The organism is Nonomuraea polychroma (assembly GCF_004011505.1).
Classification (GTDB): domain Bacteria; phylum Actinomycetota; class Actinomycetes; order Streptosporangiales; family Streptosporangiaceae; genus Nonomuraea; species Nonomuraea polychroma.
Map to the genome: position 1 here is coordinate 7,799,836 of NZ_SAUN01000001.1, position 14,948 is coordinate 7,814,783.

Sequence of the window (14,948 nt, forward strand, 5' to 3'; positions counted from 1 at the left end):
AGTCAACGAGATGCAAAGAACTGGTCTCTTCCCCCACAATGGGGCCGACCATCTTCATGGGGGAAAGGAAGGCCGTGCGAACTGCGGTTTACGTGGGCGCTCTCGCGCTCGCTGCCGTTGTGCTCACACCCGTCGCCGCGACCGCGACGACAAAGGAGCCCACACCCGCCCCTGTCGTGAGCAACCCGGTCAACTCCGACGGGATCGGCGGCCTCAGCGTGGAGACGGTCGCGTACGGCAGCCACCGGCGCCAGCAGATGGACGTCTGGTGGACGCCCGACGGCATGAAGCGGCCCGGCGTCTTCCTGATCCACGGCGGCTGGTGGTCGAGCGGCGACAAGAGGTACATGAAGGAGATCACCCGTAGCTACGCCGAGCTCGGCTACACGGTCTTCAACCTCAACTACCGGCTGTCCGGCGACGCGCCCTGGCCCGCGCAGCGCACCGACGCGCTGGCCGCGATCGCCGCGGCGCGCAAGCAGGCCGACCGGTGGGCGTTCGACCCGAACAATTACGTGCTCGTCGGCTTCTCCGCGGGCGGCCACATCGCGGCGGCCGTCGGCACGTACGGCGACGGCATCGGCGGGCTCAAGGGCGTCGTGGGCCTGTCGCCGATCATCTCGCCGCTGCGGGCCTACTCCGACGGGGAAAACACCACCGACCCCAGCAAGCGCAAGCTCCGCCAGTCGGCGATCCGCCTGGCCGGCGGCTGCGCGCCCAAGGGCAAGTGCTCGCGGGTCTGGGCGAGCATGGAGGTGGCCTGGCACGCCAGCCGCCACGACGCGCCGATGTTGTCCGTGCACTCGCAGGACGAGTTCGTGCCGCCGGTGCAGAGCATGCTGGCCAAGCAGATGCTCGGCCAAGTGGGCGTGCCGGTGACGGTGATCACCCAGCCGGGGACCAACCACAGCGCACCCCTCTACCGCGAGCCCGGTGTGGCCGAGCGCGTGCAGGCATGGATCGCCGAGCGCATCGGCTAACTCTACGGAGCTCGCGGAGCTCGCGGAGCTCGCGGAGCTTGAGGATTAACCGGGCGCTGCGTGTTGTTGCACGGAGCGTCTGTTTTCCTGACCCTTGGAGGGATCACCCAACATGGCGCTCACCGTCTACAGCACCACTTGGTGCGGCCCATGCAAGCGGCTCAAGGCCCAGCTGACCCGTGAGGGCATCAGCTTCCGCGAGGTCGACATCGAGCGCGACCAGTCGGCGGCCGAGTTCGTGATGAGCGTCAACAACGGCAACCAGACCGTGCCGACCGTGGTGATCGAGACCCCGAACGGCCGCGTCGTGCGGACGAACCCGTCCGCACTCGAGGTCAAGGCCCTCCTCGAAGCGGCCTGATCCCCCGCCTCACCAGCCTGGTCGCCGCCTTACCAGGCGTGGTCGTCGATCAGCTCGCCGCCGTACCACGTCTCGATGAGGCGGCGGGCGATCGACACGGGCGGCGGCAGGCGCAGCTCGCCCGACTCCAGCGCCGCCGCAAGCTCCTCACGTGAGTACCAGCGTGCCTCGGCGATCTCCTCCGCGTCCGGCGTGAGCGTCGTCGAGGTCGCCTCGGCGAAGAAGCCGAGCATGAGGCTGCGCGGGAACGGCCAGGGCTGGCTGCCGAGGTAGCGGGGGTTGACGACGGTGATGCCGACCTCCTCCGCGACCTCGCGTACGACGGCGTGCTCCAGCGACTCCCCCGGCTCGACGAACCCCGCCAGGATCGACAGGCGTCCCTTCGGCCACTGAGGACCGCGAGCGAGCAGGCAACGGTCCGCCTTGTCGCGGACCAGCATGATCACGGCGGGGTCGACGCGCGGGAAGTGCTGGCTGCCGTCCTGCGGGCAGACGCGGATGTGGCCGCCTGCCTGGATGGTGGTGCGGGCGCCGCAGCGCGGGCAGTGCTCGTGAGTCGCATGCCAGGCCTCCAGCGCCACGGCGTAGACCAGCAGGCCCGCGTCCCGATCGCCCAACAGGCCCCCGACCTGGCGCAGTCCGGCCGCCACCGGCTCGCCGTCGGGGGTGTCGCGCAGCTTCATCGGGATCGTGACGCGGCCGTTGAGCTCGCCCTTGGGCACGCCGGGCAGTGGCGCGGCCACCGCGAAATAGGAGACTCCGTCCTCCACCCCCAGCAGGTAACGCTGTCCCCGTGGCGCGTCCGCGGGGCTCAAGAGCACCGCGCTCACCTCGTCACCGGCCCGCCGCACCAGCGTGTGACCGTCGTCGATCACCAGCACCCTGGTCGTGGGGTCGGACCATGCCTGCTCCACCCACTGCTCATCGCCACGCAGCGCCGAGGATCTGTCAATGGTGCCGCGCGCGAGAAGCAGCGGTCCGATGAGTTGCTCTTCCGCGGTCATCTCCACTGGCCGCCCCCTCCCAAATCCCATGTCATCCTATGACCTTGCGGTTAGCCCCTGATTAGGGAATCCAGGCCCCGGAACGATCTCCGTACGGCTAGGATCGAGCAGTTAGGTTAGCCTTACCTGATCCACGGGGGTGCCTTCGCGTTGCGGCTCTACCTGACCGCGCTCAAGCCGACCGACTCCGTGACGGACGGCTTCCTGCCCGCGGCCCGCGCGCTGGGCTGCGAGGTGACGATCCTGACGGATCGGCCGGAGCGGCATCCCGATGCGGTGGCGTGCGACGTACGTGACCCGCGTGCCGTCATCGACACGATCGAGCAGCTCGGCAAACCCGACGTGATCTTCTCCAACTCCGACCACCTGCAGGCGGAGACCGCGCTGGCCGCGGCCTATTTCGGACTGCCTGGCAAGGACTGGCGGGCGTGCGTGGCCGCCAAGAACAAGTTCCTGATGCGTCGCAAGCTCCTCCAGGCGGGGGTCGAGCAGGTCAGGTCGGCACGGCTCGCGCCCGGCGACCCGGTGCCCGACGGTCTGCCCTACCCCGTCGTGCTGAAACCCCGGGAGGGTGTGGCCAGCGAGGACGTCATGCTCGTCGAGCGCGACCTGGCCGGTGCGGTGGCCGCGGTCAGGAGGCGGCGGCCGGGCCAGGCGCTGGTCGTGGAGGAATACCTCGAAGGGCCGTTGCGGACGCTCGAAACGCTGGGCGACGGGGACGAGGTGCGGGTGCTCGGGGGGTTCGGGACGACCCTGGGGGCGTTGCCGTACTTCATCGAGGAGCGGCTCGACTGGTCCCCGCCGTCGTCGCCGGATGACGCCCATGTGCTGGCGGCGCTGAGCGCTCTGGGGATCGGATTCGGGGCGTGTCACACCGAGTACGTGCTCACTGCCGACGGGCCCCGCGTCATCGAGATGAATTACCGGGTGATCGGGGATCACTGCGATTTCCTGATGGCGGACGTGCTCGGGGTGCCGTTGTTCGAGTGGATCCTGCGGGTGCATCTCGGCGAGCGGCTGCCGGCCATGCCTGCCGTGGCCCGTCACGGGTGTGCGGTCAGTGTCGTCGCCGACCGGGCGGGGACGATCAAGGCCGCGCCGGAGAGCGACTTCGTGGAGCGCGGTGACGTGCGGCTGTGGCATCGGCCGTTGCGGGAGGTGGGCGACGTGATTTCGCTCACCCATACGAACCGGGACTACCTGGGCGTGATCCGGGCGGTGGGACCCGACCGGGTACGCGTGGACACGGCCGTGGAGGCGTACCGGGCCGCGCGGCCTTGGGTGATCGAATGAGCGATCGGGAGGCATATCTGGCCGCCCGGGTGCTGAACGCGCTGCTGCGCGAGGACTACGGGGGGCTGGCCGCCCGCGTCACCAGGACCAAGGACGGCGTGGGGATGTTGCTGGCGGACGGGCGGTGGGTGCGGCTTGCGCCCGGGGCGCTGTTCCAGGACTTCGTGGTGGCGGAGGACGAGCGGCTGGGGCTGGAGCAGGTGCTGGAGACCCTCGTGGAGGTGGCCGACCCGGCGGACTCCGAGGGGGTCGCGGCCTTCTTCGAGGAGTGCCTGGCGGCGTTGTCGGCGCTTGAGCTGCACGACGCGCACGCGGTCGAGGTGCTTCGGCGGGGGCCGTCGTACGAGGCGCTGGCGGCCTTCGTGGATCACCCGGTTTATCCGACGTCGCGGGCGCGGCTGGGGGTGTCGGAGCGCGACTTGCCGGCCTACGCGCCGGAATTTGCGCCTTCCTTCGAGCTGCGATGGGCGGCGGTGCCCCGCCGTGCACTTGCGCCGGGCTCCGCCGCACGACTTCCCGCCGGCACGGCGCCGTGGGACGTCGCCCCCGACGAGGTGCTCTTTCCGGTGCATCCGCTCACCGTCGGCGAGGTGCGGAAGGTCGACGGGGTGCGGGTGCTGGAGGAGGCGCGGGTCACGGTGCGGCCGACCCTGTCGATGCGGACCGTCGAACTCGACCCCCGCACACACCTCAAGCTGCCGCTGCCGATCAGCACCCTCGGCGTGCGGAACCGGCGCTCGATCAAGCCCGGGACGCTGGGCGACGGGGCGAAGGCCGAGCTGCTGCTGCGGGAGCTGGCCGACCCCGACGTGCTCCTGGCCGACGAGCAGACCTATGCGCACGCCGGCCACGAGTATCTGGCGTGGATGGTCAGGCGCCTGCCGGAGGGAAAGATCGTGCCGGTGGCCGCGCTCAACGCGCCCGGTGTGCTCGCCGAGCTCCGAGAGGTCGGCGACGTCATCCCCGCGTACCTGCGGCTGCTGCTGCTCTGGAACGTGCGGCTGTTCGTCCGGTACGGCGTCGCGCTGGAGGCCCATCAGCAGAACCTCGCCCTGGTCTTCCAGGGTGACCGCATGAAACTGCTGGTCAAGGACAACGACGGGCTGCTGGCCTCCCCGGCGAGGCTGAGGGCGGCCGGGATCGAGCCGCCGGCGTTCGCCGACGAGCGCATGCTGAACGACGACCCGCACGCTCTCGCCGACGTGTTCGTGACCATCACGCTGCACCTGGCCGCCGCCGCCGTGGCGTTCGGGGCGCTGCCGCACGCCCAGGCCGCGACCCTGCTGCGTGACACGCTCGCCGACGCGCTCGACGAGTACGGCGACGACCCCATGGCCAGACTCCTGCGCGCCAGGACTGTGGACGCCGCCCGGCTGACCGGAAAGTCCATGGTCACGGCCGGGACGCTGGTGGCCAAGGAACGTTCCGGCGCGCGCGACATCAACAAGTACTACGGCACCAGTGGCCCCAACTACCTGAGGAGAGCTTGAATGCCGAGCTCCGCGAGCTCCGCGAGCTCCGACGCACTGGCCATCGACGCGCCCTCCGCCCTGGCAGAGGAGGCGACGCTGGCGGCCCTGCTGCGCTGCTGCGTGCGGGAGGTGGCCGGGCCGCGCGGCCTGGTGTGGCCGGCGCCGCCGTACCTGCTGCTGCGGGTGGCGGGCACGCTGCTGCGGGCCCGCACGTACGGCGGCGCCGCACTGCGCTTCGACGGCCCGCCCGAGCGTCTCCGGCAGGGCGCCTGGCGGCCGCTGACAGTGGACGAGCTGGTCGGGCTGGTCGAGTCCGACTTGCAGGGGCACAACACCGAGTTCGCCGAACAGGTCGCCGCCAGCAGGGAGAGCGTGGCGGCGATCCTGCGGGCCCGGGCGCTGGCCGAGCCGCCCGCCGATCCGTGGCTGGCCTCGGAGCAGGCCCTGGTGTACGGGCACCCGTTCCACCCGAGCCCCAAGAGCCGCGGCGGGGACGGCTGGCTGCGGTACGCCCCCGAAGCACACGCCGCGTTCCCCGTCCGCCTGCTCGGCGTGCGCGAGGACGTGCTGGCGGAGGAGGGCGACGTGTCGGCGCTGGAGAGCATGGGCCGGGCGCCGGACGGTTACCGGCTGCTGCCGGCGCACCCGTGGCAGCTCGACCTCCTGCGGCCCGCGTTCGGAGCCGAGCTGATCGATCTCGGGCCGGGGCCGGTCGTGTCGCCGACCTCGTCGGTGCGCACCGTGTACGCCGCGGAAGCGGAGGCCTGCCTGAAGTTCTCGCTGAACGTGCGGATCACGAACTGTGTCCGCAAGAACGCCTGGTACGAGCTGGCCGGAGCCGTAGAGCTCACATCCCACCTCAAGCCCATATTTGACGAAATATCGGCCAAGCACCCCGCCACCCGCTGGCTCCCCGAGCCCGGCTACCGCTCGGCCGCCCTCGGCGCCCGGCTCCACGAGGGCCTCGGCGTGATCGTCCGGCACAGCCCGTGGGCCGCCTGCGACCCCGGCGTGACCCCGGTCCTGGCCGCCGCACTCGCCCTGGACGCCCCGGCGCGGGAACCGCTGACGTGGTGGTCGGCGTACGTGTCGGCGGTGGCGCTGCCGGTGGTGGAGTTGTACTTCGCCCACGGTGTCGTACTCGAGCCCCACCTGCAGAACGTCCTGGTCGGCCTCGACGCGGCCGGAAGGCCCGCGCAGGCCGTCTTCCGCGACCTGGAGGGCACCAAGCTCGTCGCCGGACGCCATGACCTCGGCGGGCTGCACCCCGAGGTCGCCCGGGCGCTCACCTACGACGCCGAGCGCGGCTGGGCCCGCGTCGTCTACTGCCTGCTGGTCAACCACCTCACCGAGATCGCCGCCGCCGTGGCCGGGCACGACGACGCGCTGCTGCGCGCGTTGTGGCGGATCGCCCGCGACCTGCTCGCCAAACTCGCCGCCGACCTCGGCTGGCCGCTGCCGCTGTCCGACCTGCTGGCCGGCGCCCCGCTGCCGGCCAAGGCCAACCTGGGCGTGCGCTGGGCCAGAGCGGCCGACCGCGCGGCCGGCTACGTCCCGATCGCGAACCCGCTCGCATGATCCCCGCCCGCGTCCAGGACGCCGCACTGAGCCTCGCCGAGGCCCCCGCCTACCTCTACGACCTGCCGGGGCTGGAGGAGCACGTGGCGGCCGTGCGGCAGGCGCTGCCGGGCATCGAGCTGTACTACGCGGTCAAGGCCAATCCGGACCCCGAACTGCTGCGCGTGCTGGCGGGGCATGTCGACGGGTTCGAGGTGTCGTCGGCGGGCGAGCACGCGCACGTCACGAGCCTGTTCCCGGGCGCGCGGGTGGCGCTCGGCGGTCCCGGCAAGACCGACGCCGAGTTGCGCCTGCCGCACCACCGCATCCACGTCGAGTCACCGAACGAGCTGCGCCGCCTCCTCGCCGCGGGTCTGGAGGCCGACGTGCTCCTCAGGCTCAACCCCGACCTGCCGGTCGAGGGCGCCGCGCTCACGATGAGCGGGCCGTTCGGGATGGACGACACCGGTGTGGCGGAGTGCCTGCCGCTGTTCGACGAGCGGGTACGGCTACGCGGACTGCACACCCACGTCGCCAGCGGCCTCCAGGCGGCTCAACTGCTGGACCTGGCGCGGACGCTGCTGGACGACTCCTACGAGGAGGTCAACCTGGGCGGCGGCATGGCGGTGTCCTATACGGCCCCGGACGACAGGTTCGACTGGGCCGCCTACGGCTGCGGGCTGCACGAGCTGCGGCGCGGGCGGCGGGTGCGGATCGAGCCGGGCCGGGCGCTGACCGCGTACTGCGGCTACTACGTGACCAGGGTCGTGGACGTGAAGCGGGTGCGCGGCGAGGCGTACGCGATCCTCCTCGGCGGCACCCACCACCTGCGCACTCCGGTGACCAAGGGCCACGACCAGCCCTGCACGATCCTGCCCACGGGCGAGGGACCGGGCGTCGGCGACGAGCCGATCACGTTCGTCGGTCAGCTGTGCACGCCAAAGGACGTTTTCGCACGAAAAATCGTGACCTCTGCGCGAGTGGGCGACACGGTGGTGTTCGAGATGGCCGGGGCCTACGCCTGGAACATCTCACACCACGACTTCCTCATGCACCCGAAGCCGGCGTTTCACTATCTACGAGCCTGACGCTCTCGATGAGCGCGACCAGGCCGGCCTCGTCGAGCAGGTTCACAGGCCGCACGGTGCGGTTCGCGCGGACGTAGTGGAAGGCCGCGGCCACCTTCTCCAGGGGCACGCCGGCCAGGTGCGACCAGGCCAGCCGGTACGCCGCCAGCTGCACCGACGCGCTCTTGGCCGCTTTGCCCTTGGGCGGCTGACCGGTCTTCCAGTCCACGACCTCGTAACCGCCGTCGGGGAGCTCGAACACGGCGTCCATCCGCCCGCGCACCAGCCGGTCGCCGATCATGGTCTCGAACGGCACCTCCATGTCGACCGGCCGCCGATCGGCCCATTCGCTCTGCTCGAACCGCTCCTGCAGCTCGGCCAGGCGCACGTCCGCCTCTTCCAGCTCGTCGTACAGCTCGAGGTCGTCGATCAACCGCTGCTGGTCCCACCGGGTCTCCAGCCACTTGTGGAACGACGTGCCGCGCCGGGCCAGCGGCGCGGGCTTGACCGGCACCGGACGGCGGATCCTGCGGGCCAGCTCGCGCGGGTCGGTGGCCAGCGTCACCAGCGACGACACGGTCAGCTTCGACGGCAGCTCGACGATCGTGGCGGGCCGGCGCATGTGCCGCTCCCGCTCGCGCAGCAGCAGCTCGGTGTCGCGTTCCCAGGCCCGCAGCCGCTCCTCCTCGTACGCCCGCAGCGGCTCGTCGTCCTCGGCCTCGGCCAGCGTGCCGGCCAGCGCGTCCTCGACCAGCCGGGCGCCGTCGAGCACGGACTCGTACCGCAGGCCCTCGGGCGTGACCGGCCAGACGGCCTCGGCAGGCTCGGCCAGCAGCGGGTTCGTCGCGCCCTCCGCCACGTCCCCGGCCCAGAACGAGACGCGGTCGGCGGTGTCGCGGATCTCCAGCAGGAAGTCCGACGGCGCCAGCGGCTTGGTGGCGGTGCCCCAGCGGTAACCGGAGGCGATCAGGTGGTAATGGGCGCGGGTCACAGCCACGTACGCCAGCCTGCGCTCCTCCATCAGGTCGCGCTCGCGGCAGTGCTCGTCGAAGACGGCCAGCTCCTCCTTGCTGAGCCCGCCCAGCCTGGGCAGGTCGGCGGCGTCGCCGCGCAGCGCGTACGGGAGCTTGCGGGGGTTCTCGGTCCACCGGCTGTTCATCACCGGCGTGGCGGGGAAGATGCTGCCCGTCGTGATCGTGCCCTTCGAGCTGACCAGCTGCGACAGCCCCGGCACGACCACGATCGGCCATTCCAGGCCCTTGGAGGCGTGCACGGTCATCAGCTTGACGCTGTTGCTCTCCCCGACCCGGCCGGCCTCCAGCCCGAACTCCTCGCTCTCGGCCGCCTGCAGGTACGCCAGGAACGCCCCGAGCGTCGGGTCCTCGGCATCGCCCGCGAACCTGGACGCCGCGTCGAGGAACGCGTCGAGATCCGCCCGCGCCGCGAACGCGCTCACCGTGCCGCTGCGCGCGGCGACCTCGACGTCCAGGCCGAGCTTGCGCTCCACCTCCGTGATCAGATCGGGCAGCGGCTGCGCGGTGTGCGCCCTGAGCTGGCGCAGCTCGTGGGCGAGGGCGATAAGCCTGGTGCGGGCCAGCGGCGAGAACGACTCCAGCCATTCCTCCCGGTCCGGCAGCTCGTCCAGGGCGTCCACCAGGCTGCCGCGTTCCCCGGCCAGGTCGGCCACCACCTGGTCGAGCGGGTCCTCGGCGCGGGTGCTCTCGCTCAGCTCGCGGGCGAGCTCCCTGGCGTGCTCGCCCAGCACCCGCAGGTCGGCGGGGCCGATCCGCCAGCGGGGGCCGGCCAGCAGCCTGGCCAGCGCGTCGCCGGCGGTGGCGTCGTACAGCACCCGCAGGGTGGCGACGATGTCGTTCACCTCGGGCACGGTCAGCAGGCCGCCGAGGCCGACCACCTCGACCGGGATGTCACGTTCCTCCAGGGCCCGGCGCAGCGCCGGGAACTGCGAACGTTTCCTGGCCAGGATCGCGACGTCCTGCGGCTGGATGGCGACGGTCTTCTTGCGTTCCTTCTCGCCCCACGGCAGCCCGTCCGGGGCGACCTCCTGGCCGAGGATCTTGGCGATGCCGTCGGCGATCCACTTCGCCTCGTCCTCGGCGGTCTCGTGGAAGGCGCAGGTCACGCGGCCCCGCTCGACCCGGTTGGGGCCGGGGACGAGGACGGGGACCTCACGGGCCTCCATGCGGAGCGGGAGCTGGACGCGGGCGGCCACGTCGAGCACGCGGTCGCCGTTGCGGAAGCTGACGCTGAGCTGGCGAACGGGCGCCAGATCCCCCGCGCTTGTCCGGAAATCTCGTGAAAAGCGGCGAAGGTTGCCTGAGGAGGCGCCGCGCCAGCCGTAAATCGACTGGCAGGGGTCGCCGACGGCGGTGACCGCGTGGCCGCCGCCGAACAGCGAGCGCAGCAGGACCAGCTGCGCGTGGCTGGTGTCCTGGTATTCGTCGAGCAGGACCACCGCGTAACGCTCGCGCTCGATCTGCCCTACTTCTTTGTGGTTGGCGGCGATCCTGGCGGCCAGCGCCATCTGGTCGCCGTAGTCGATGACCTCCCGGCTGCGCTTCAGCCGCTCGTACGCCTCCACCAGCGGCAGCAGCTGCTCCCTCGCGGCCTGGACGTCCAGCGGCTTGCGCTGGGCGACCGTCTTCCTGCCCGGCAGCGTGTCGTGGCGTTCGCGCAGCCACTCCCCCACCCGCCGCACGTCGGCCGGTCTGCGCAGGTGCTCCGACAGCTCGCCGGCCAGCTCCAGCACGGCGGCGGTGACCGACGGCGGGCCCAGCTCGATCTTGTCCATCGGCCCGTCGTACATGGCGACCACCCGCGAGGCGAGCTGCCACGACACGGCCGGCGTGACCAGCCGCATGGTCGGCTCCAGGCCCTCGCGCAGCGCGTGGTCGGTGACCAGGCGGGCGGCGTAGGCGTGGTAGGTCGAGACCGTCGGCTCGTTGTCGAGCGCGCCCGGCTCGACCAGCCCGGCCTCCGCCAGTCCGGTCAGGCGCTCCCTGACCCTGGTGGCCAGCTCGGCGGCGGCCTTGCGGGTGAAGGTCAGGCCCAGCACGTTCTCGGGTTTGACCAGGCCGTTGGCGACCAGCCAGACCACGCGCCCGGCCATGGTCTCGCTCTTGCCGGAGCCCGCGCCGGCCATGACCACCATCGGCTCCAGCGGGGCCTCGATGACCGTGGCCTGCTCGCTGGTGGGGGGAAGGATGCCGAGCTTGCCGGCGAGCTCTGCGGGGGTCAGCACACCTGGCCCCCGTTGTCGTTGACCGGGCAGCTCGCCCTGGCCGCGCACGTGCGGCAGCCGTCGTTGACCTTGGCCTGGAAGAACGGGCCCGACATGCCGGTGGCGACGGTGTCCACCAGCTCAGCGGCCCACCCCGGGTTCTTGTCCTCGCTCAGCGCGTCCTGCCGCTGCTCCAGGGCGTCGTTCTTGCCGCCCGCCTTGCCCAGCTGGACCAGCGCGGCGCCCCCCGGCTCGGTCATGCCGTGCCGGGCGAACGCGCCCAGCAACGCGGCCAGCTGGTAGACGCCGAGCTGGGGGTGGCGGTCGAGCTCGCCCGCCTTCGGCTTGGATCCGCCGGTCTTGAGGTCGATGATCACGGCACGGCCGTGGTCGTCGGCCTCCACCCGGTCGACCCGGCCCTTGATCTGCACGCCGTCGGAGACCACGGCGGTGAACGACTCCTCCATGGCCTTCAGCTCGCGCGGGTTGTCCTTCTGCCAGCGCAGGAACTTGCCGATCATCTGCTCGGCGACCTGGCGCTGCTTGCGGTTGTACCAGGTGCCGCCGAAGTCCAGCTCGTGCCAGACCTGGTCGAGGCGTTCGCCCAGGAGGTCCTCGCTGGGCAGGTCGGTGTTCGCCAGCACGGCCAGGGCGTGGATGACATTGCCCAGGCCCTGCGCGGTGCTGGTGCCGGCCGCGCCGACGGCGGTCTCCAGGAGCCAGCGCAGGCCGCATTTGGTGAAGCTCTCCACAGCCGACGGCGAGATGCTCACGATGTCGTCGGGCCAGCTCAGGGCGCGGTCGTCGGAGATCGGCGTGAGGGCGTACCAGTCGTTGGGGTGGGCGCCCTGGACGCCGGCGGCGGCGAGGCGGGCGAGTTGCCGTGCCGCGTTCTGCCGGATCTTCCGGGGCTTGGTAGGGTCGGTCACCGCGCTGCGCAGGTCCGCCACCAGGGCGGACATGTTCAACCAGCGGGCGCGGTCGTCCACCGTGGCCGTCTCCACCGCGCCCGGCAGCAGCTCCGACAGGAACCTGGACGCGCGCTCGTCGGTGTCCTCGCCGCCCACGGCCGTCACCACCAGCCTGCGCCTGGCTCTGGTGGCGGCCACGTAGAACAGCCTGCGCTCCTCGGCGAGCAGTTTGGAGGCCAGCGAGGCGGCATTCGGCTGAGCGCCCTCGACCACCTCGACGAGGTCCTCGACGCCGAGCATCGACCCGCGCAGCCGCAGGTCCGGCCAGACCCCCTCCTGCACGCCCGCGACCACCACCACGTCCCATTCGAGGCCTTTGGAGCGGTGGGCGGTCAGCACGCGTACGGCGTCGCCGTCGGGGGCCCGGTCGGCCAGCGTGTCGCCGGGGATCTCCTGGGCGGCCAGGTCGTCGATGAACACCTCGGGGCCCGCCTTCGGCATCCGGTCCACGAATCTCGCCGCGTGGTCGAACAACGCCACGACGGCGTCCAGATCCCGGTCGGCCTGCGCGCCCCTGGGGCCGCCTGACATGCTCAGCTCGGTCCAGCGCTCGGCCAGCCCGCTGGCGTGCCACACGGCCCACAGCAGGTCTTCCGCCGTCCCCTGGGCCTCCCTGGCAACCGCCAGCAGCTTGGCCACGCGCTCGGCCGGGACGGCGACGTGGGGCTCGATCCTGGTGAGCTCGCGAACGTCCTGCACGGCCGCGACGAGCAACTCACCCGACGAACGTGCCTCGCCGGCGTCCGACGCCTCGTTCTCGGCGATCTTGAGCGCGCGCCGGAGCCGGCGCACGCCGATCATGTCGGTGCCGCCGAGCGGCCCCGTCAGCAACTCCTCCGCCACACCCTCATCGAGCAGAGCGGGGTCGAGCGCCACTTTCATGAGGGTGAGCAGCGGGCGGACCCCCGGCTCCTGAGCGATCGGAACCTCGTCGCCCGCGATCATCGTCGGCACCCCGGCGTTGGTCAGCGCCCGGCGCAGCAGCGGCACCTGCCGCCTGGCCGAGCGCACCAGCACCGCCATCCGGTGCCACGGCACACCGTCGATCAGGTGGGCCCGCCGCAGCGTGTCCGCGACGATCGCGGCCTCCTGGCTGGTGCTGTCGGCCAGCAGCACGCGTACGTCGCCGTCCGGTGTGTCCGGCAACGGGACCAGGTCGCGGTGACCGGCGCCCGGCCCCGCGGGAAGGCGGGCGGCGACCCGGCGCGAGGCCTCCAGCAGGCCGGCCCCGCTCCTGCGGCACACCCGCAGCGTCAGCACCGGCGCGTCGCGGCCGTCGCGGGTCCTGAACCGCTGGGGAAACTTCATGATCCCCTGGACGTCCGCGCCCCTGAACCCGTAGATCGACTGATCGGGATCCCCCACCGCCACCAGGTCACGCCCGTCGCCGGCGAGCTGGGCCAGCAGCGACTCCTGCGCCGGGTCGGTGTCCTGGTATTCGTCCACGAACACCACGTCGTGCGCCGCCCGCTCCCGCTCGCGCACGTCCGGCCGGGCCAGTAACGCCGAGGCGGCCCCGATCAGCTCGGCGTAGTCGTAGGTCTCCTCCGGGTCGAGGTCGAACCTGTCCTGGTAGCGCTCGGCGAACCGGCCGGCCGCCACCCAGTCGCTCCTTCCGTGCCGCCGGCCGAGCTCGACCAGCCGTTCGGCGTCGAGCCCGCGCTCGTTGGCCCGCGACAGGAAGTCCCGCAGCTCCTCGGCGAAGCCGCGGGTCTTGAGCGGCTCGCGGAGCGCCACCGGCCAGTCGAGCGCGCCGTTCTCCAGCTCGCCGTGGAGCAGCCGCCTGATCTCCAGCAGCTGCTCAGGGCCCGTCAGCAAGCGGGGTGGGGCCTTGCCCGCACCGATCGACTCGCGGCGCAGGAGCGCGTAGGCGTAGGAGTGGAAGGTCAGGGCGAGCGGGGTGCGGGTGGTGCGGCGCAGGCGTGCGGTGACCCGCTGGCGCAGCTCCTCGGCGGCCTTGCGGCTGTAGGTGAGGATGAGCACGCGCTCGGGGTCGAGGCCACGGCGCTCGATCCTGTCCACCACGCTCTCCACGATCGTGGTGGTCTTGCCGGTGCCGGGACCTGCGAGGACGAGGAGAGGCCCGCTCTGGTGTTCGACCACGGCACGCTGGTGCTCGTCGAGCACAGGGGGCACAACAGGGCCGCCGTTGCCGCGTCGTACCAACCGCCAGGTCTGACCACTCACAACCCTAGATTCCACCAGACCACAGAGGTAGATCGTGCCGACTTGCCCGGTCTCCCCTCGCGATCCGCCCACCGTACCTGGGCGAATCCCACCTTTTCCGGCGACACGCCGCACGGAGCGCTACGACCAGCTACGAAAGGGAGTGCGTACGGAGCGTGCGTCCTTGTAACGTAGGGTCATGTTCTGGCAGGTCCACTCCGAGAAGACCGTGTACGCCACCCCGCTGGTGGACGTGCGGATCGCGGACGTGGAGTTGCCGGACGGGCGGCATCGGGATCATCACCTCGTCCGCACCGCACCCGCGGCCGGGGCGGTCGTCACCGACGAGCAGGACCGGGTCCTGCTGATCTGGCGGCACCGCTTCATCACTGACAGCTGGGGGTGGGAGATCCCGCTGGGGAAGGTCGGCGAGGGCGAGATGCCGCAGGCAGCCGCGGCGCGGGAGGTCGAGCAGAAGACCGGCTGGCGTCCGGGCCTCCTGCGCCCGCTGCTCGCCGTCCAACCCGACAACCGCCTCACCGACAGCCTGCATCACGTCTACCGCGCCGAGTCGGCAACGCACGTCGGCCCGCCCGGGGAGGCCGATCGCATTGACTGGATCCCCTTGTCCGGCATCCGCAAGCTGTTCGACAACGGCGACGTCGTCTGCGGCACCACGTTGTCGTCGCTGCTCTACGTGGCGCTCGACTGTCTGGGGGTCGAAGGCCGCAAGACGACGTTCGACCCCAACCGCCCACTCCTCCTCCGCGACTTCCCCGGCCTCCAGCTCTGACCACGGAGCCGGTCAACAAGACGCTCCGTCACGGCGAGCAACCCGT

Annotated in this window: 10 protein-coding genes; 7 read left to right on the plus strand and 3 right to left on the minus strand. The window is 71.6% G+C overall.

Going from position 1 to position 14,948, the window contains the following annotated elements; all coding sequences use genetic code 11:
* The first annotated feature begins 74 nt into the window (after positions 1–74).
* Together EDD27_RS35520 and EDD27_RS35525 are read left to right on the plus strand one after the other, a co-directional pair.
* Positions 75–980, plus strand: a complete 906-nt coding sequence (locus tag EDD27_RS35520) for an alpha/beta hydrolase (protein WP_241564433.1) — start codon at positions 75–77, stop codon at positions 978–980.
* 112 nt (positions 981–1,092) lie between these two features.
* A complete protein-coding gene (locus EDD27_RS35525; protein ID WP_127936272.1) occupies positions 1,093–1,341 on the plus strand; it encodes a mycoredoxin in 249 nt (82 codons plus the stop codon).
* A gap of 29 nt (positions 1,342–1,370) precedes the next feature.
* Here EDD27_RS35525 and nudC read toward each other — a convergent pair whose 3' ends face one another.
* Entirely contained in the window at positions 1,371–2,345 is a 975-nt protein-coding gene (gene nudC, locus EDD27_RS35530; RefSeq protein ID WP_127941180.1) for an NAD(+) diphosphatase, read from the minus strand.
* Between the two features lie 150 nt (positions 2,346–2,495).
* On the opposite strand from nudC, the gene EDD27_RS35535 reads away from it, so the two are divergent.
* The 4 genes from EDD27_RS35535 to EDD27_RS35550 are packed head-to-tail and all read left to right on the plus strand — an operon-like array spanning position 2,496 to position 7,755.
* Positions 2,496–3,638, plus strand: a complete 1,143-nt coding sequence (locus EDD27_RS35535) for an ATP-grasp domain-containing protein (protein ID WP_127936273.1) — start codon at positions 2,496–2,498, stop codon at positions 3,636–3,638.
* Positions 3,635–5,128 carry an IucA/IucC family protein gene (locus tag EDD27_RS35540; protein ID WP_127936274.1) on the plus strand — a complete coding sequence of 498 codons (1,494 nt, stop codon included), beginning with the start codon at positions 3,635–3,637 and terminating at the stop codon, positions 5,126–5,128. The genes EDD27_RS35535 and EDD27_RS35540 overlap by 4 nt, the downstream gene beginning before the upstream one ends.
* A complete protein-coding gene (locus EDD27_RS35545; RefSeq protein ID WP_127936275.1) occupies positions 5,129–6,688 on the plus strand; it encodes an IucA/IucC family protein in 1,560 nt (519 codons plus the stop codon).
* A complete protein-coding gene (locus EDD27_RS35550; protein ID WP_127936276.1) occupies positions 6,685–7,755 on the plus strand; it encodes a type III PLP-dependent enzyme domain-containing protein in 1,071 nt (356 codons plus the stop codon). Before EDD27_RS35545 ends, EDD27_RS35550 begins: the two co-directional genes overlap by 4 nt.
* Here the strand turns inward: EDD27_RS35550 and EDD27_RS35555 are convergent.
* Positions 7,715–10,993 (minus strand): ATP-dependent helicase, encoded by a 3,279-nt coding sequence (locus tag EDD27_RS35555; RefSeq protein WP_127936277.1) that lies wholly within the window; start codon positions 10,991–10,993, stop codon positions 7,715–7,717. The genes EDD27_RS35550 and EDD27_RS35555 overlap by 41 nt on opposite strands.
* A complete protein-coding gene (locus EDD27_RS35560; protein ID WP_127936278.1) occupies positions 10,987–14,130 on the minus strand; it encodes an ATP-dependent helicase in 3,144 nt (1,047 codons plus the stop codon). The genes EDD27_RS35555 and EDD27_RS35560 overlap by 7 nt, the downstream gene beginning before the upstream one ends.
* A 178-nt stretch (positions 14,131–14,308) precedes the next feature.
* On the opposite strand from EDD27_RS35560, the gene EDD27_RS35565 reads away from it, so the two are divergent.
* A complete protein-coding gene (locus EDD27_RS35565; RefSeq protein WP_127936279.1) occupies positions 14,309–14,902 on the plus strand; it encodes an NUDIX hydrolase in 594 nt (197 codons plus the stop codon).
* The last annotated feature ends 46 nt before the right edge of the window (positions 14,903–14,948 follow it).